Genomic DNA, 13,701 nt, shown 5'->3' on the forward strand with positions numbered 1-13,701 from the left:
AACCCCCACACACAACAAAACCCCCCCCCCCCACAAACCACCCCCCACCCCCCCCCCCCCCCTCCCCCCCTCCCCCCTCCCCCCTCCCCCCCCCCCCCCCCCCCCCCCCGATGCCGTTCTCCGTTCAGGCCGGGTGCCCGTCGGGAACGGGGCGGCCCCGGAACGCGGCGATCCCGGCGACGCAGGCGACGATGACACCGAGCTGCTGCAGCCCTTGCCCGAAGACCGCCGCGGTTCCGGCCCCGCCGGTCAGGTTCTCGAGCCCGACGGCGCCGCCGACGACCGCCTCCATCACGAAGCCGACCACACCGGACAGCCCGAGCAGCGCGGGAACGAGCGCCGCCCACCGCAACCGGGGCCGCATCAGAGCGAAGGCCAGCGCGCCGCTGGTCATGATGAGCATCCCGGGCGGCGGATAGAACGGGAAGTCGAGACCGGCGGCCCACAGGACGCCGATCCCGGCGGCGCTCGTGAGCAGTCCGGCGACGGCGACGGTTTCGGGGCGGGTCCAGGCGTGCTTGAGGTTCATGGCGGGCTCCTCTGCGAAAGCGTTGATACCCCAATGGTGTGCGCAGCAAGCACTCCCCCGCATCAGCACCTGAACGGATTCCCGCCTAAGCACCTCGACGTAGACCCGTTAGAAGGATGCCTCCCAAGCGAAGTTCGGGAGCTTGGTCGCGTACATCTCCATGCCGTTCTCCTTGATTTCGATGGTGCCGACCGGGCTGAAGTCGATCGTGGCTTCGGGGGCGTCTTCCGGGATCACGAAGAGCAATGTCAATTGGTCCCAGCGTGGGCTTGACTCGATCGCGGTCCACGACACCGGGGCCTCACCGTCGACAGTGAATGCCTTCGCCTGGTCCAGCTCCCACGTCAAACTGTCGCCCTCCACGCACCAATTGGTCCTCACCTCCAGGAACACCGTGCCGGGCTCGGCCCAGCCCTGGTCCTCCAGCCAGACGGCACGGGTCGCCTCGGAGAATTCGGTCCTGCACCTGATCCAGCCGGAGTACCGACCGTTGAGGAGGTCGACCTCCTCAGTGTCGTATCCGCCGAAATCGAACGAGCGCAGCGCCAACCCGTTGTAATACGCGTTCACTGGATCGACCCGCTCACCGGTGCGCAGGTCGATGCCCTGGTCCCGGCCGGAGTCGCGGACCCAGAGGACCGCAGGTTCGTCGACGGGCGCACTGACGGCGTAGTAGCTGTTGCGGTTGGGCGCGGCGAGCAGATCGATTCGCTCGTCTGCTACCTGAATCCACGAAATGAGCGAAGCGGGTTCGCCCGTGTACTCGGCGCTGTACTCCCCCGACATCGCCAACTGAGCGAAAATGAACTCGGTGCCGTCCTGCGTGCGCGGCACGTTTTTCAGGGCGGGAACCGATGCGGCGAGATGCTCGGGGATCTCAAGCGCACTGAAGAGGCACTCGAGCGAGAACGCGAAGTGCGCACCGCGCAGGTCCGCGGGCTCGGCAAGCGTGCTGGCAGCATCGCCTTCCTCGCACCAAGAATCGCCGGGGGTGCCGACTATCAGCTCGTAGGGCCCGGTGCGGAGGAATGAGGCGGGGTCGGCGCTGGCTGTGGTGGTGAGGGCTGCTGCTGCGAGGAGGGGTAGGGCGGCGAGGGTGAGGATGCGGGGCATGGGGATTCCTTGGGGCGACGGCGTTCGGCGGCGTTCGGGGACGCCGCCGGGCAGGTCGATCGGTTAGAGGGGCGAGAAGGCGAGTTCGCGCTCGATGGCCGCAGGGGTGTCGCGGAAGACGTAGTCGTCGTCGCCGACCAGGTCTTCGACGTTGCCCACCGGGTTGAGCCGGAGCGTGACCGATGCGGCGTCGGCCGGGATCTCGAACACCGCGATGTAGAGCACTTCCTCGTGGGTGCCCTCGCCCTCGGTCCAGGAGAGCGGGGCGGACTCGGTGTCGCCGACGATCGCGGTGAGCACGCCGTCCGGGTCGAGGTGCCACCTGAGGTTGTCGAACGTGCACCATTCCATCTGAACTTCGAGGAAGACCGATCCTTCAGGGGCCCAGCCGGTCTCCTCGCGCCAGAGGTTCCGGTCGCCGCTGAGGCGCTCGCTGGTGCATGTCAGTTCCCAGGCGTCGCTGCCGTTCTCGACCGTGACCTCGTTCGAGACGAACTCCTCGCCCTGGACGAGGTCGGTGGAGAGCCCGTTGTAGTAGGCGGCGACGGGGTCAACCTGGTCACCGGTGCGGAGGTCGAGGCCTTGGACTCGGCCGTCGTCTTCGATCCAGAGGACGGCGGTGTCGCCGGAGGGGACGGTGAGGGCGATGAAGCTGCCGGGCGCGGGGAGCGTGTCGAGGTCGAAGCGTTCGTCGCCGGACTCGATCCAGGCCGCGACCTGGGCGGGGTCTTCCGCGACTTCGGCGGAGTAGTTGGGGCCCAGGGCGATCTGGTTGATCAGGATCTCGATGCCGTCGGCGAGTTTCGGGAGGTCGGCGAGTTCGGTCGCGTGCTCGGCGGCTTCCGCAGGCATCTCGGCGCCGTCGAAGTGGCAGAGGATGGAGAGTCCGAAGTGCGGGCCGGTGAGGTCGGCGTCACCGCCGAGGAGCCAGGATTCGTCGCCGTTGCCGCACCAGGCGGTGTCGGTGGCGCCTGTGACGAGCTCGTGGGTCTCGGTCCGGTCGAGGAAGGGGATCGAGGAGCAGCCGGTGGCGGTGAGGGCCAGGGCCGCCAGGGTGACGAGGGGTTTCGCTGTGATGTTGTGTGATGGGGGCACACGACGGGACCTTAAATGATCACCATGGGTGATGACTCAATAGACGGTCACGATATGCAGTTCAGCCGATACCGTGGCGAACCGCCCAGAGGGCGGCCTGGGTGCGGTCGGCGGCGCCGATGCGGCGGAGCAGGTTCGTGACGTGGGTCTTCACGGTCTTCTCCGAGACGCCGAGGCCACGGGCGATCTGGCGGTTGGTCTGGCCCTTGGCGATCAGGCCGAGGACCTGGCTCTCGCGCGGGGTCAGGGACGGGGCCGAGGTGGTGCTGCCGTTGCCGTTCATCAAGCCGCGCATGGCGACCGGTGCGAGGAGGAGTTGTCCGGCGTGGACGGTGCGGATCGCGCTGGCGAGCGCGTCGGGGTCGATGTCCTTGTACACGAACCCGGCCGCGCCCGCGGTGATGGCGTTGGGGACGCGTTCGGCGTCCGTCGCGGAGGTGAGGACGAGGATGCGCGGTGCGTCTTGGTCGAGGCGTTCGAGCACGCCTTGGCCGTCGAGTCCGGGCATCTTGAGGTCGAGGAGGACCACGTCGGGGCGGGTCTCCTCGATGGCGCGCAATGCTTCCTCGCCGTCGCCCGCTTCGCCGACGACGGTGAAGTCGGGTTCGAGTTCGAGGTAGCCGCGCAGGCCGCGGCGGACGACGGGGTGGTCGTCGACGAGGAGGAGCCGGATCTCAGCCACGGTCGGCCTCCTCAGCGGTGTTGAGAGTGGTGGTGTCAGAGTCGAGTTCGAGGGTGACCACGGTGCCTTCGCCCGGGGCGGTCTTCAGGACGAGGTCGCCGCCGAGTGCCTTGGCGCGCTCGCGCATCGAGAGGAGGCCGAGGCCGCGCGTGGCGGCCTCGGCGGCGTCGAAGCCGTCGCCGTCGTCGGCGATGGTGATGCGCTCGGACTCGACGGTCACGGCGACGTGGCGGGCGCGGGCGTGCCGGAACGCGTTGCTCAGGGCCTCCTGGACGAGCCGGAGCACTTCGACCTCGCCGTCCCGGGAGAGGTCCACAGGGGACCGGACTTCGAATGTGACCTCGGTGTCGTACAGGCGGTCGAGGAGGTTCACGTGGCGCCGCAGGGTCTCGACCAGGCCGTGCGCGTCGAGGTCGGCGGGCCGGAGCTCGACGATCACGGCGCGCAGCTCGGCGATGGCCTCGGCGGCGAGGGTCTCGACCTCGGCGAGGCGGCACGCGGCGGCCTCGGGGTCGGTCGGGGCGAGCTTGCGGGCGGCGCGGGCGGAGAGCCGCAGGGAGAACAGGCGCTGCATGACCGCGTCGTGGAGTTCGCGGGCGAGCCGGTTGCGCTCCTCGACGACGGTGAGTTCGCGGCTGCGCTCGTACAGGCGGGCGTTGGTGATCGCGATGGCCGCGTGCGAGGCGAGCAGTTCGATCAGCTCAGTGTCGGCCGCACTGAAACCGGACCTGCCGATGTCGTTGGTGAGCACCACGATCCCGAGGGTCCGCCCGCACTCCTGGATCGGGACGCCCAGCAGCGCGCCCATGCTCGGGTGGGCCTTCGGCCACCACTGGAAGCGCGGGTCGCGGCGCAGGTCGTCGAGGCGGATCGGTTCGCTCTCGGCGAGGATCGCGGCGAGCATCCCGTGCTGGCGCGGCAGCGGGCCGATCTTGAGGCGCTGCTCCTCGCCGATGCCGTCGGTGATGAACTCGGCGAACCCGCCTTCGTCGTCGGGGATGCCGATGGCGGCGTAGTCGGCGCCGACGAGGCGCCGGGCCGAGGAGACGATCACCTCGAGCACCTGGTGCACGGACAGGTGCCGGGTGATCGCGCCGACGGCCGCCGACACCTCGTGCAGCAGCGCGGTCGCTCTTGCCGAAGGTCCAGTTGAAGAGGCGGTCACGCTGCCAATGTAGTCGACGCGGCGGCGTCCGGGCCTCGGTCGCTGGTCCTAGGACCTGCGCCGCAGTCGCGACCGCGACCTCGGCCCGATGCGCCCGGCCCGCGCCGGAAATAGCGTGAGGCCATGAGTGAAGCACCGCAAGTGGACGACCGCACCGCCATCGTCACCGGGGCCTCCGCGGGCCTCGGCGAGGCCCTGGCCGAGCGCCTGGCCGCCTCGGGCTGGAACCTGATCCTCACCGCCCGAGGGGAAGAGCGGTTGCAGCGCGTCGCCGAGCGTCTCGGCGCGCGGTATCTGGCCGGGGACGTGACCGACGCCGTGCACCGGCGGGCGCTCGTGGCCATGGCCGACGGCAGGCTCGACCTGCTCGTCAACAACGCCTCCACCCTGGGCGAGGTCCCGCTGCCGCGCCTCGCCGAAGCGGACCTGACGGCGTGGCCGCGCCTGTTCGAGATGAACGTGTGGGCGCCGATCAGCCTGGCGCAGCTCGCACTGCCGTCGCTGCGGGAGCGCGGCGGCGCGATCGTCAACATCTCCTCGGACGCCGCGACCGGGCCGTACGCGACGTGGGGCCCGTACGGGTCGACGAAGGCCGCGCTCGACCAGCTGTCGAACGTGCTCGCCGCCGAAGAGCCGGCTATCGCGGTCTGGGCCCTGGACCCGGGCGAGATGTCCACCGCGATGCTCGCGGACGCGGTCGGCGAGGCCGACGCCGCCGAAGCCGACCCGCCCGCGCTCGCGGCGGCCGCGATCTACTCGCTCGTCGGCGCCCGCTGGTGCACCTGCGACTGGAAGGCCCCCGAGAGCGGCCGGTACGCGGCCCGCGACTTCGACAAACTGCACAGCCACACCCATGAGGAGGCCAGGGCGTGAGCACGTTGACCACCCCCTTCGACTTCGCCCTCGACGCCGCCCTGGAGGCGGTCGAACCCGCCGAGACGCGCGGGACCGCCCGCTCCGACGTGCGGCTCCTCGTGTCGGACAAGGCGAACGGCGACATCCGGCACCGGCGCTTCGACGACCTGCCCGCGCTCGTCCGCCCCGGCGACCTGCTCGTGGTCAACAACTCGGCGACCCTCCCGGCGGCCGTGCCGACCCGGCAGGGCCTGCGCGTCCACTTCTCCTCGACGCGCCCCGACGGGTCCTGGCTGGTGGAGCTGCGCGACCGCGACAAGCCGTTCCTGGGCGAGGTGCCCGGCCGGATCGTGGACCTCCCGGGCAAGGCGGCGCTGCGCCTGGAGCGGCGGTTCGGCAAGCGGCTGTGGGTGACCCGGCCCGCGATCGAGTCCGTCCCGGAGTACCTGGCGCGGCACGGCAAACCGATCCGGTACTCCTACGTGGACCGGTCCTGGCCGCTGCACGCCTACCAGACCGCGTTCGCCACGGTGCCCGGCTCGGCCGAGATGCCGAGTGCGGCAAGGCCATTCACGCCGGAGATCGTCACCCGCCTGGTCTCAGCCGGGGTCGGGATCGCCCCGATCACGCTGCACACGGGCGTCGCGTCGCTGGAAAGCGACGAGGACCCGTACCCCGAGTGGTTCGAGGTCGGCGCATACACGGCCCGGAACGTCAACGCCGCCAAGGACTCCGGTGGTCGGGTCATCGCCGTCGGCACGACCGCGGTGCGGGCGCTGGAGAGCGCGGTCGTGGACGGGAAGGTCCGGGCGGCCTCGGGCTACACCGACCGGATCATCTCCCCCGCGAACCCGGTCCAGGTCGTCGACGGCCTGCTCACGGGGTTCCACGAGCCCCGGTCCACGCACCTGTCGATGCTGGAGGCCATCGTCGACTCGGGGCTGCTTCGCGACTCGTACGCGGCGGCGATCGAGTCGCGGTACCTGTGGCACGAGTTCGGCGACGTCCACCTGATCGCGTGAGCCGCGAGGTGCGGCTGCTGTGGTCGGCCGCGGCCTGCCTCTCGGCGGCGTTCTGGATGCTCCAGATCAGCGTCGCGCTCTATGTCATCGACGCGGCCGGGACGGCGGCGCTGGCCGCCGTCCAGCTCGCCGGGGTCCTGCCCGCGCTGCTGCTGACACCGGTCGCTGGCCTGGCCGCCGACCGGGTGCGGCTGCGACCGCTGCTCTTGTGGACGGTGGCCGCGCAGGCGGCCGCGGTCGCCGGGATGGCGGTCGGGGCCCGGACGGGGAGCCTGGTGGTACTGGCGGGTTGCTATGCGGCGCAGAGTTTCGCGATGGCGTTCTGGCCCGCGGCCCGGCAGCAGTGGCTGTACGGGCTCGTCGAGCCCGAGTCGCGCCAGAGGGCGAACGCGGCATTCGGGTCGCTCGGCGGGATCATGACGATCGTCGGCGCGACGGGCGCGGGCCTGGTCTCGGCCTGGTCGCCGGTGGCGGCGATCGGCGGCTCCGCGGTGCTCATCGCGTGCGGCGGTGCGGTCCTGTCGCGGGTCCCGGCAGCGGCGCCGGTCGCGGGCCCCGGCGGCGAGCGCGTCGGCACCCGGCTGCGCTCGTTCGCGACCGGCCTGCGCGAGGGGTTCGGCGCGACGCGCCGGTATCCGCTCGCCCGGTCGGTGATCTGGATCGGGATCGCCTGGGGCTTCATCGGCGGCGGCTACACGGTGATGCTCAGCGGCCACGTCGTCGGCGGCCTCGGCGGCGACGCGGTGACCGTGGCACTGGTGTTCGTCTGCGACGGCCTCGCGGTCCTGGCCGGGACGGTCCTGGCGGGGCGGCTGCGCCGCTCGGCGCACCTGCCGGTGTGGGCGGCCTGCTATGCGGCGCAAGGCCTCACGTGGGCGGGCTTCTTCGCCGCTCCCGGTCTGGCCGGAGCCCTGGCGTGCCTTGCGGTGATGCGCCTCGCCAGCGGGTTCGTCATCGCCCTCGACACGACGATCCTCCTCGAGACCGTCCCCGCCGAGTTCCGCGGCCGTGTCACCTCCATCCACGTGACCACCTACAACGCGACCGCCCGCCTCTCACTGGCCGCGCTCGGCGCAGCCCTCGGCTGGTTCGCCCCCACCACCCTCGGCATCGCCGCCGGGCTCCTCGCTGCGGCAACCGGCGTCGCCTGGTGGTTCCTGGCGGGCCGCCGCGCCCGCGCGGCCTACACCGCACCCGCCGGTGCCCTGTCGTGAAGGACGGGCCGCCGATTCACGGCAGTACGATCGGGGCGTGAGGAATGGGAACGGGCGTGGGTTCTCCGAGGCCGATTTCGGGCTCGGGGGCGGTGCCAAGCGGAAGCGGCGGTTGGTACCCGATACGCCGGGAGTCGCCATCTTCAGCGTGGTGGTGACCCTGGCGCTGGCGGTGCTGCTGTTCATCGTGGCGCTGCCGGGCGAGGAGCGGGTGCTCGTCTACGAGGGCGAGGAGGTCGGCGCGTCGGCGGTGTGCGAGAGCACCGGGCCGGACGGCGAGACCGTCACCGGCGCGTGCGTCGAGTTCGGCGAGTTCGAGGTGCGCGAGACGGGCTGGTCGGTGCCCGCCGTGATCGCGGCGGGCGTGCTCGCGGCGCTCGCAGTGGTGGTCCTCGCCGGGGTTCCCGCGCAGGTCAGGGCCGCTCGCAAGGAGCGGGACACCGCGCAGGAGTACATGACCGACGAGGACCGGGGCCAGGCCCGCTAGTCGACGTAGATGTCGGGCTGGAAGTCCTCCTGGCCCGGGACGACCGCGTAACCGGACAGGTCCGTGACGCCCTCGGCGGCGAGGACGTCCTCGACCATGACGGCGTTGCCGGTGTAGTCCTTCGGGTCCTTCGCGAGGATCGCCAGCGCCGCGTCGGCCACGATCTCGGGCTTGCGGCTGCGGTCGATCATCGGCTGCCCGCCGAGGGCGAACGCGACGGCGGCGGTGGCGATGGTCGTCTTGGGCCACAGGCAGTTCGCGGCGACGCCCGGCTCGGTCTCGGCGGCACCGAGGGTCATGATCGTCATGCCGTACTTGGTGGCCGTGTAGGGGCCGCCCGCGAACCACTTCGGGTCGGTGTTCAGCGGCGGGCTGACGGTGAGCAGGTGGGCGTGGTCGGAGCCGCGCAGGTACGGCAGGGCGGCGCTGATGGTCGCGAAGGTGCCGCGCAGGTTCACGCCCGCGATCAGGTCGAACTTCTTCAGGCTGAGCTCGCCGATGCCGGTGAGGTCGAGCGCGGAGGCGTTGTTGACGCAGATGTCGAGCCCGCCGAACGCGGCGGCGGCGGTGTCGACCGCTTCGCCTACGGCTTCGGCGTCGCGCAGGTCGCCCACGATGGGGAGGGCCTGGCCGCCCGCGTCCTCGATGAGCTTCGCGGTCTCGTAGAGGGTCCCGGGGAGCTTCGGGTGGGGTTCGCCGGTCTTGGCGAACAGCGCCACCTTGACCCCGGCCGCGCCGAGCGCGACGGCGATGGCCGCGCCGATGCCTCGGCTGGCGCCGGTGACGAACGCGGCCCTGCCGTTCAGGTTCGACATGGTTGCTGGCTCCATTGCTCTGCCTCCAAGTGTTCGGTGTCACCCGAATACTACTAGTCAGTAACTTCTGACGGTAGCCCGCTCGGCACGACACTCCGATCCGTAGCTGAATGCCAGCTGAGAGCCCGTCCAGAACTCCCCTGGAAACGGTCGCTAACCCTTTCAGGCGCCTGAAGGGTGCCATAAGCTGGCCGAACGAAACGCGAGCGCGGGCAACCGACCAGGGCCCGGCACGAGTACTGAGGAGCGGTGGATGACTTCGACCAGCGGGCCAGCCGGGGCTACACCGCCAGCGGTGCCGCTCCGGGGCGACGGGTCCCCGGCGCGCCTTCTCGTAGTGGATGACGAGGAGAGCCTGGCCGACCTGCTGGTCGAAGCCCTCTCCTTCCAGGGCTACGACGTCACCGCCGCCCGCTCGGGCACCGAGGCGCTGGCCTCGCTCGAGAAGGTGCGCCCGGACCTCGTCATCTTGGACGTCAACATGCCCGGCCTCGACGGCTTCGGCGTCGCCGACCGGATGCGGGCCTCGGGCGACGAGACGCCGATCATCTTCCTGACCGCCCGGACCGCCCCCGACGACCTGCGCGACGGGTTCGGCTCCGGCGGCGACGACTACCTGATGAAGCCGTTCCGGCTCGAAGAGCTCTCCCTGCGCGTCTCGGCGGTGCTGCGACGCACGATCGGCAAGGAGTCGGCCTCCTCGCGCGGCGGCGACACGGTCGCCGTGGCCGACCTCATCCTCGACCTCGCGGCCCACCAGGTGACCCGCGACGGCAAGACGGTCGACCTGTCCCCCACCGAGTTCCGGCTCCTGCGCTACCTCGCGGCGAACACCGGCCGCGTGGTGTCCAAATCGGAGCTGCTGCGCCAGGTCTGGGGCTACGACTTCGAGACCGATTCGAGCCTCGCCGAGACGTACGTGTTCTACCTGCGCCGCAAGCTCGACAAGCTCGGCCCGCGGCTCATCCACACCGTCCGCGGCGTCGGCTACATGCTGCGCCCGCCGCAGGAGTAGGCCCCCATGGCAATCCGCACCAAGATCGCCGCGGCCATGGCGGTCCTGCTCATCGTGGCCGTGGCGGTCATCGGCTTCGTGACGGTCCAGATCGTCTCCGACAAGCTCACGCACCAGGTGGACGAGCAGCTCGCCAAGGTCGCGAGCCCGCCGAACATCAACCAGTGGCTCGCCACCGCCGGCGAGGAGGACACCCAGGACGCCGACGGCCCCGAGATCGCCTCCCCCTACGCCTTCATGCTGTTCGACGCCTCGGGCGAGCTGCAGATGCAGAAGCAGGCCGGCACGGCCTCGGACCCGCTCGCGATGCCGGACATCGCCACCAACCCGGCCTCGGGCCAGTACTTCACCGTCGAATCGGACGACGGCTCGGTCACCTACCGGGCCTACGCGCACGACTACGACACGGTCTCCGGCGCCGTCGTCACCTTCGTCGTGGCCACCCCGCTCACCGAGGTGCAGTCCTCGATCTCGACGCTGACGAGCACGGTCGTCATCACCGGACTGGTCGTCGCCGCCATCGGCATCCTCACCGCCTGGATCATCACCCGGCGCGGGCTGCGCGTGGTCGACCACATGGTCGCCGACGCCGAGCACGTCGCCTCCGGAAACCTCGACCACCGCATCACCGCCGCCGACCCGCGCACCGAGATGGGCCGCTTGTCGTTGGCGCTCAACCGGATGGTCTCGCGCCTCACGGACGCCATCACGCAGCGCGACCGCCAGCACGAGCGGCTGCGCCAGTTCGTGGCCGACGCCGGGCACGAACTGCGCACCCCGCTCACGGCCATCGGCGGCTACGTCCAGCTCTACGAGTCCGGGGCCACGCCCCAGGGCGAGAAGCTGGACCGGGCCATGAGCCGCATCGGCAGCGAGAACGCGCGCCTGGCGAAACTCGTCGACGACCTCATGGTCCTGTCGCGCCTGGACGAGGAGGTGGGCGGCGACCGCGAGCTGGTCGAGCTCACCCAGCTCGCGCAGGACGCTGTGGACGACGCCGAGGTCGCCGCCTCGACGCACCCGATCAGACTCAGTGCGCGCCAACCGATCACCGTGGTCGCGAACGAGGGCCAGCTGCGGCAGGTGCTCGTGAACCTCTTGACGAACGCCCGCGTCCACACCCCGCAGGGCACCGCCATCGACGTCTCGGTCGCCGAGAACGCCGGGTGGGCGGTCCTGCGCGTCGCCGACCACGGCCCCGGCATCCCGGCCGAGCACCGCCAGAAGGTCTTCGACCGGTTCTACCGGGCCGACCCGTCGCGGTCGCGCGCCACCGGCGGCTCCGGTCTCGGGCTCTCCATCGTGTCCTCGATCGTGGCCGCGCACGGCGGCGAGATCCGCCTCGACAGCGATCCGGGGGAAGGCACCGCGATCGAGGTGCGGCTGCCCGTGGCCCGCCTCGAATAGCGGGTCAGAGCCAGCCGCGCCGCGCGGCCAGCACGCCCAGGTGGCAGCGGTTGGCCGCGCCCAGGCGGGCCATCAGGTCCGCGACATGGCGGCGGAACGTGCGGACCGAGACGCCCATGGCCCGCGCCGCCGCCTCGTCCTTGCCGTGCGCGGTGAGCAGTTCGAGCACGCGCCGCTCGGTCGCGTCCGGCCCGTCCGGCACCGGCACCAGGTCGGCCGCGGCGTTCCACGCCAGCTCGAAGTAGTCGGCCAGGCTCGCGACCATGCCCGGCTGGCGGACCATGTAGGCGCCCGCGCGCTGGTCGGCCGGGTCGATCCGCACGAACGCGACCGCCCGGTCGTAGATCAGGACGTTCCGCAGCACCGCGTCGGAGACCCGGTGGCGGTCCCCGGCCTCGTGCAGGCGGTGCACGCGGGCCGCGTACGGCGCGGAGTCGAGCATCGAGCGGTGCACGATCGTCCGGTAGACCACGTCGGAACGCAAGCGCCGCAAGGTGTGCGCGGTGACCTCCTCGCGCTCCGCGAACTCCTCGGGGCCGTGCATCGCCAGCACCTCGCGGGCGCTCGCGCTGATCTCCAGGACCCGCAGCTGCGTCGCCTCGACCCCGTCGAGCCGGTCCACCGACTCGATCGCGGCCGCCTCGCGGTGCTCGGTGAGCAGGCCCGGGAGCACCGCGCCCGCCGAGGCGATCCCGCGCAGCTCCTCGCCGACCTCCGCCAGGCGCTGCGCCACCAGCCGGTCGAACGCGGCGCCCGGGTCGGCCGGGCGGCAGCGCCCGTCCTCGTCCATGTGCAGGATGCCCTTGTCCGCCAAGCGGGAAAGGCTCGCGGCGGCCCCGGAGCCGAGCTCCCGGTCCACCTCGTCGGCCCGCACGCCGGGCGAGCGGAGGAGGCGCCGCCAGACCTGCTCGTCGCGCGCCGACAACCCGAAACTCTGGAGCGTCACAGCGCGATGCTATCGCGGCCCTTCAGGAAGCTGCACGCCCGGAACAGGTTCCTGCCAGCCCTGACCAGTGACTTCAGCGCCCGGTCCGCATAGGATCGAGGGGTCGGCCGCCCCGGGCCGCGCGCCCTTCCCGATCGGAGCCCCTTCCCTCATGCCTGCACAACGCGTCCTCGTCTCCGGTGCCGGGATCGCCGGTACCACCCTCGCCTATTGGCTGCACCGCAACGGTTTCGAGCCGGTCGTGGTCGAACGCGCCCCGGAGCTGCGGCCCGGCGGCTACAAGATCGACATCAGGGGTGCGGCACTCCCCGTCGTCGAGCGCATGGGCGTCCTCGACGCGGTCCGCGAGGCCCGCACCGACATGCAGCAGGCGTTCATCGTCGACGCCAAGGGCCGCAAGGCCGCCGCGATGGACGCCGACTCGTTCGGCGGGCGCGTCCACGGCGACGCCGAGATCCACAGGGGCGCGCTCGCCCAGCTCGTCTACGGGCTCACCGCCGACACCGTCGAATACCGGTTCGGCGACTCGATCGCGTCGCTGGAGCAGGACACCGACGGCGTGGACGTCGTCTTCGAGAGCGGCCGAAGCGAGCGGTTCGACCTCGTCGCGGGCGCCGACGGCCTCCACTCCCGGACCCGCAAGAGCGCCTTCGGCCCCGAGGAGGACTACGTCGTGAGCCTCGGCTACGGCGTCGCTTCGTGCAGCGTCCCCAACACGCTGGGCCTCGACCGCTGCGAGATGACCTATGTGGGCGCCGGGCGCACCGCGCTCGTCTACCACACCGCCGGGAGCGACCACGCGACCGCGCTGTTCCTCTGGGCCGCAAAGGAACTCGAATACGACCGGCACGACCCGGCCGCGCCGGTCAAGGTGCTGCGGGAGGCCTACGCCGGCGAGGGCTGGGAGGTCCCGAAGCTCCTCGAAGCGGCCGCCGACGCCGCAGACCTGTACCTCGACCCGCTCGCGCAGGTGCGCATGGCCCGCTGGTCGCAAGGGCGCACAGTGCTCCTCGGCGACGCCGCCCACTGCGCTTCCGCCGCTTCGGGGCAGGGCACCAGCCTCGCGCTCGTCGGCGCCTACGTCCTCGCCGGCGAACTCGCCCGGGACGGCGGCCACGAGCGGGCCTTCAAGGCCTACGAGGAGCGGATGCGGCCGTTCGCCGAGGCGAACCAGGCGCTCGGGCCCAAGAACGTCAAGAGCATGGTCATGGCCAGCGACGCGCAGGTGCGGTTCGGGATGGGGTTCCTCAAAGCCGCCTCGAAACTGCCCGGCAAGGACCGGCTCATGGCCCCCGTCGTGAAGGCGATCCACAAGGCCGCCACCGCCATCGACCTGCCCGAATACGGACAATAAGC

The 13,701-nt window shown here is 71.4% G+C and carries 14 protein-coding genes; 7 read left to right on the forward strand and 7 right to left on the reverse strand.

Annotated elements, in window-relative coordinates:
- Window positions 1–124: 124 nt before the first annotated feature.
- The 5 genes from ACZ60M_RS23730 to ACZ60M_RS23750 form a co-directional block, all read right to left on the reverse strand.
- Complete coding sequence (locus tag ACZ60M_RS23730) at window positions 125–529, reverse strand: hypothetical protein (RefSeq protein WP_465421445.1); 405 nt, start codon at window positions 527–529, stop codon at window positions 125–127.
- A 108-nt stretch (window positions 530–637) separates the two neighbouring features.
- Window positions 638–1,642, reverse strand: a complete 1,005-nt coding sequence (locus ACZ60M_RS23735; RefSeq protein WP_465421447.1) for a hypothetical protein — start codon at window positions 1,640–1,642, stop codon at window positions 638–640.
- A gap of 63 nt (window positions 1,643–1,705) precedes the next feature.
- Window positions 1,706–2,737, reverse strand: a complete 1,032-nt coding sequence (locus tag ACZ60M_RS23740; protein ID WP_465421449.1) for a hypothetical protein — start codon at window positions 2,735–2,737, stop codon at window positions 1,706–1,708.
- 61 nt (window positions 2,738–2,798) lie between these two features.
- Window positions 2,799–3,419 carry a response regulator gene (locus ACZ60M_RS23745; RefSeq protein WP_465421451.1) on the reverse strand — a complete coding sequence of 207 codons (621 nt, stop codon included), beginning with the start codon at window positions 3,417–3,419 and terminating at the stop codon, window positions 2,799–2,801.
- The gene (locus ACZ60M_RS23750) at window positions 3,412–4,584 is read right to left on the reverse strand and encodes a GAF domain-containing sensor histidine kinase (protein ID WP_465421453.1); all 1,173 of its coding nucleotides are present in this window, start codon (window positions 4,582–4,584) and stop codon (window positions 3,412–3,414) included. Before ACZ60M_RS23750 ends, ACZ60M_RS23745 begins: the two co-directional genes overlap by 8 nt.
- Window positions 4,585–4,707: 123 nt before the next feature.
- Between ACZ60M_RS23750 and ACZ60M_RS23755 the strand changes: the two genes are divergently transcribed.
- The 4 genes from ACZ60M_RS23755 to ACZ60M_RS23770 are packed head-to-tail and all read left to right on the forward strand — an operon-like array spanning window position 4,708 to window position 8,162.
- On the forward strand, window positions 4,708–5,457 hold the full coding sequence (locus ACZ60M_RS23755) for an SDR family oxidoreductase (protein ID WP_465421455.1): 750 nt from the start codon (window positions 4,708–4,710) through the stop codon (window positions 5,455–5,457).
- Entirely contained in the window at window positions 5,454–6,461 is a 1,008-nt protein-coding gene (locus ACZ60M_RS23760; protein ID WP_465421457.1) for an S-adenosylmethionine:tRNA ribosyltransferase-isomerase, read from the forward strand. The genes ACZ60M_RS23755 and ACZ60M_RS23760 overlap by 4 nt, the downstream gene beginning before the upstream one ends.
- Window positions 6,458–7,675, forward strand: a complete 1,218-nt coding sequence (locus tag ACZ60M_RS23765) for an MFS transporter (RefSeq protein WP_465421459.1) — start codon at window positions 6,458–6,460, stop codon at window positions 7,673–7,675. The genes ACZ60M_RS23760 and ACZ60M_RS23765 overlap by 4 nt, the downstream gene beginning before the upstream one ends.
- A gap of 37 nt (window positions 7,676–7,712) precedes the next feature.
- Complete coding sequence (locus ACZ60M_RS23770) at window positions 7,713–8,162, forward strand: hypothetical protein (RefSeq protein ID WP_465421461.1); 450 nt, start codon at window positions 7,713–7,715, stop codon at window positions 8,160–8,162.
- Here ACZ60M_RS23770 and ACZ60M_RS23775 read toward each other — a convergent pair.
- A complete protein-coding gene (locus ACZ60M_RS23775; protein ID WP_465421462.1) occupies window positions 8,159–8,992 on the reverse strand; it encodes an SDR family oxidoreductase in 834 nt (277 codons plus the stop codon). The two genes, ACZ60M_RS23770 and ACZ60M_RS23775, sit on opposite strands and share 4 nt — an antisense overlap.
- A gap of 322 nt (window positions 8,993–9,314) precedes the next feature.
- On the opposite strand from ACZ60M_RS23775, the gene ACZ60M_RS23780 reads away from it, so the two are divergent.
- Complete coding sequence (locus ACZ60M_RS23780) at window positions 9,315–9,992, forward strand: response regulator transcription factor (protein WP_465421464.1); 678 nt, start codon at window positions 9,315–9,317, stop codon at window positions 9,990–9,992.
- Window positions 9,993–9,998: 6 nt separating this feature from the next.
- The gene (locus ACZ60M_RS23785) at window positions 9,999–11,399 is read left to right on the forward strand and encodes a sensor histidine kinase (protein ID WP_465421465.1); all 1,401 of its coding nucleotides are present in this window, start codon (window positions 9,999–10,001) and stop codon (window positions 11,397–11,399) included.
- A gap of 4 nt (window positions 11,400–11,403) precedes the next feature.
- Here ACZ60M_RS23785 and ACZ60M_RS23790 read toward each other — a convergent pair whose 3' ends face one another.
- Window positions 11,404–12,345 carry a helix-turn-helix transcriptional regulator gene (locus tag ACZ60M_RS23790; RefSeq protein ID WP_465421467.1) on the reverse strand — a complete coding sequence of 314 codons (942 nt, stop codon included), beginning with the start codon at window positions 12,343–12,345 and terminating at the stop codon, window positions 11,404–11,406.
- Between the two features lie 151 nt (window positions 12,346–12,496).
- On the opposite strand from ACZ60M_RS23790, the gene ACZ60M_RS23795 reads away from it, so the two are divergent.
- Window positions 12,497–13,699: an FAD-dependent monooxygenase gene (locus tag ACZ60M_RS23795; RefSeq protein ID WP_465421468.1), complete on the forward strand. Its 1,203-nt coding sequence runs from the start codon at window positions 12,497–12,499 to the stop codon at window positions 13,697–13,699.
- Window positions 13,700–13,701: the final 2 nt, after the last annotated feature.

The organism is Glycomyces sp. NPDC050141 (genome assembly GCF_055586545.1).

Excerpts from the sequence above, each read along its gene's own strand:
- ACZ60M_RS23735 (WP_465421447.1), bottom strand. The coding sequence starts at position 1,642 with ATGCCCCGCATCCTCACCCTCGCCGCCCTACCCCTCCTCGCAGCAGCA.
- ACZ60M_RS23795 (WP_465421468.1), top strand. The coding sequence starts at position 12,497 with ATGCCTGCACAACGCGTCCTCGTCTCCGGTGCCGGGATCGCCGGTACC.
- ACZ60M_RS23785 (WP_465421465.1), top strand. The coding sequence starts at position 9,999 with ATGGCAATCCGCACCAAGATCGCCGCGGCCATGGCGGTCCTGCTCATC.
- ACZ60M_RS23755 (WP_465421455.1), top strand. The coding sequence starts at position 4,708 with ATGAGTGAAGCACCGCAAGTGGACGACCGCACCGCCATCGTCACCGGG.
- ACZ60M_RS23775 (WP_465421462.1), bottom strand. The coding sequence starts at position 8,992 with ATGGAGCCAGCAACCATGTCGAACCTGAACGGCAGGGCCGCGTTCGTC.
- ACZ60M_RS23730 (WP_465421445.1), bottom strand. The coding sequence starts at position 529 with ATGAACCTCAAGCACGCCTGGACCCGCCCCGAAACCGTCGCCGTCGCC.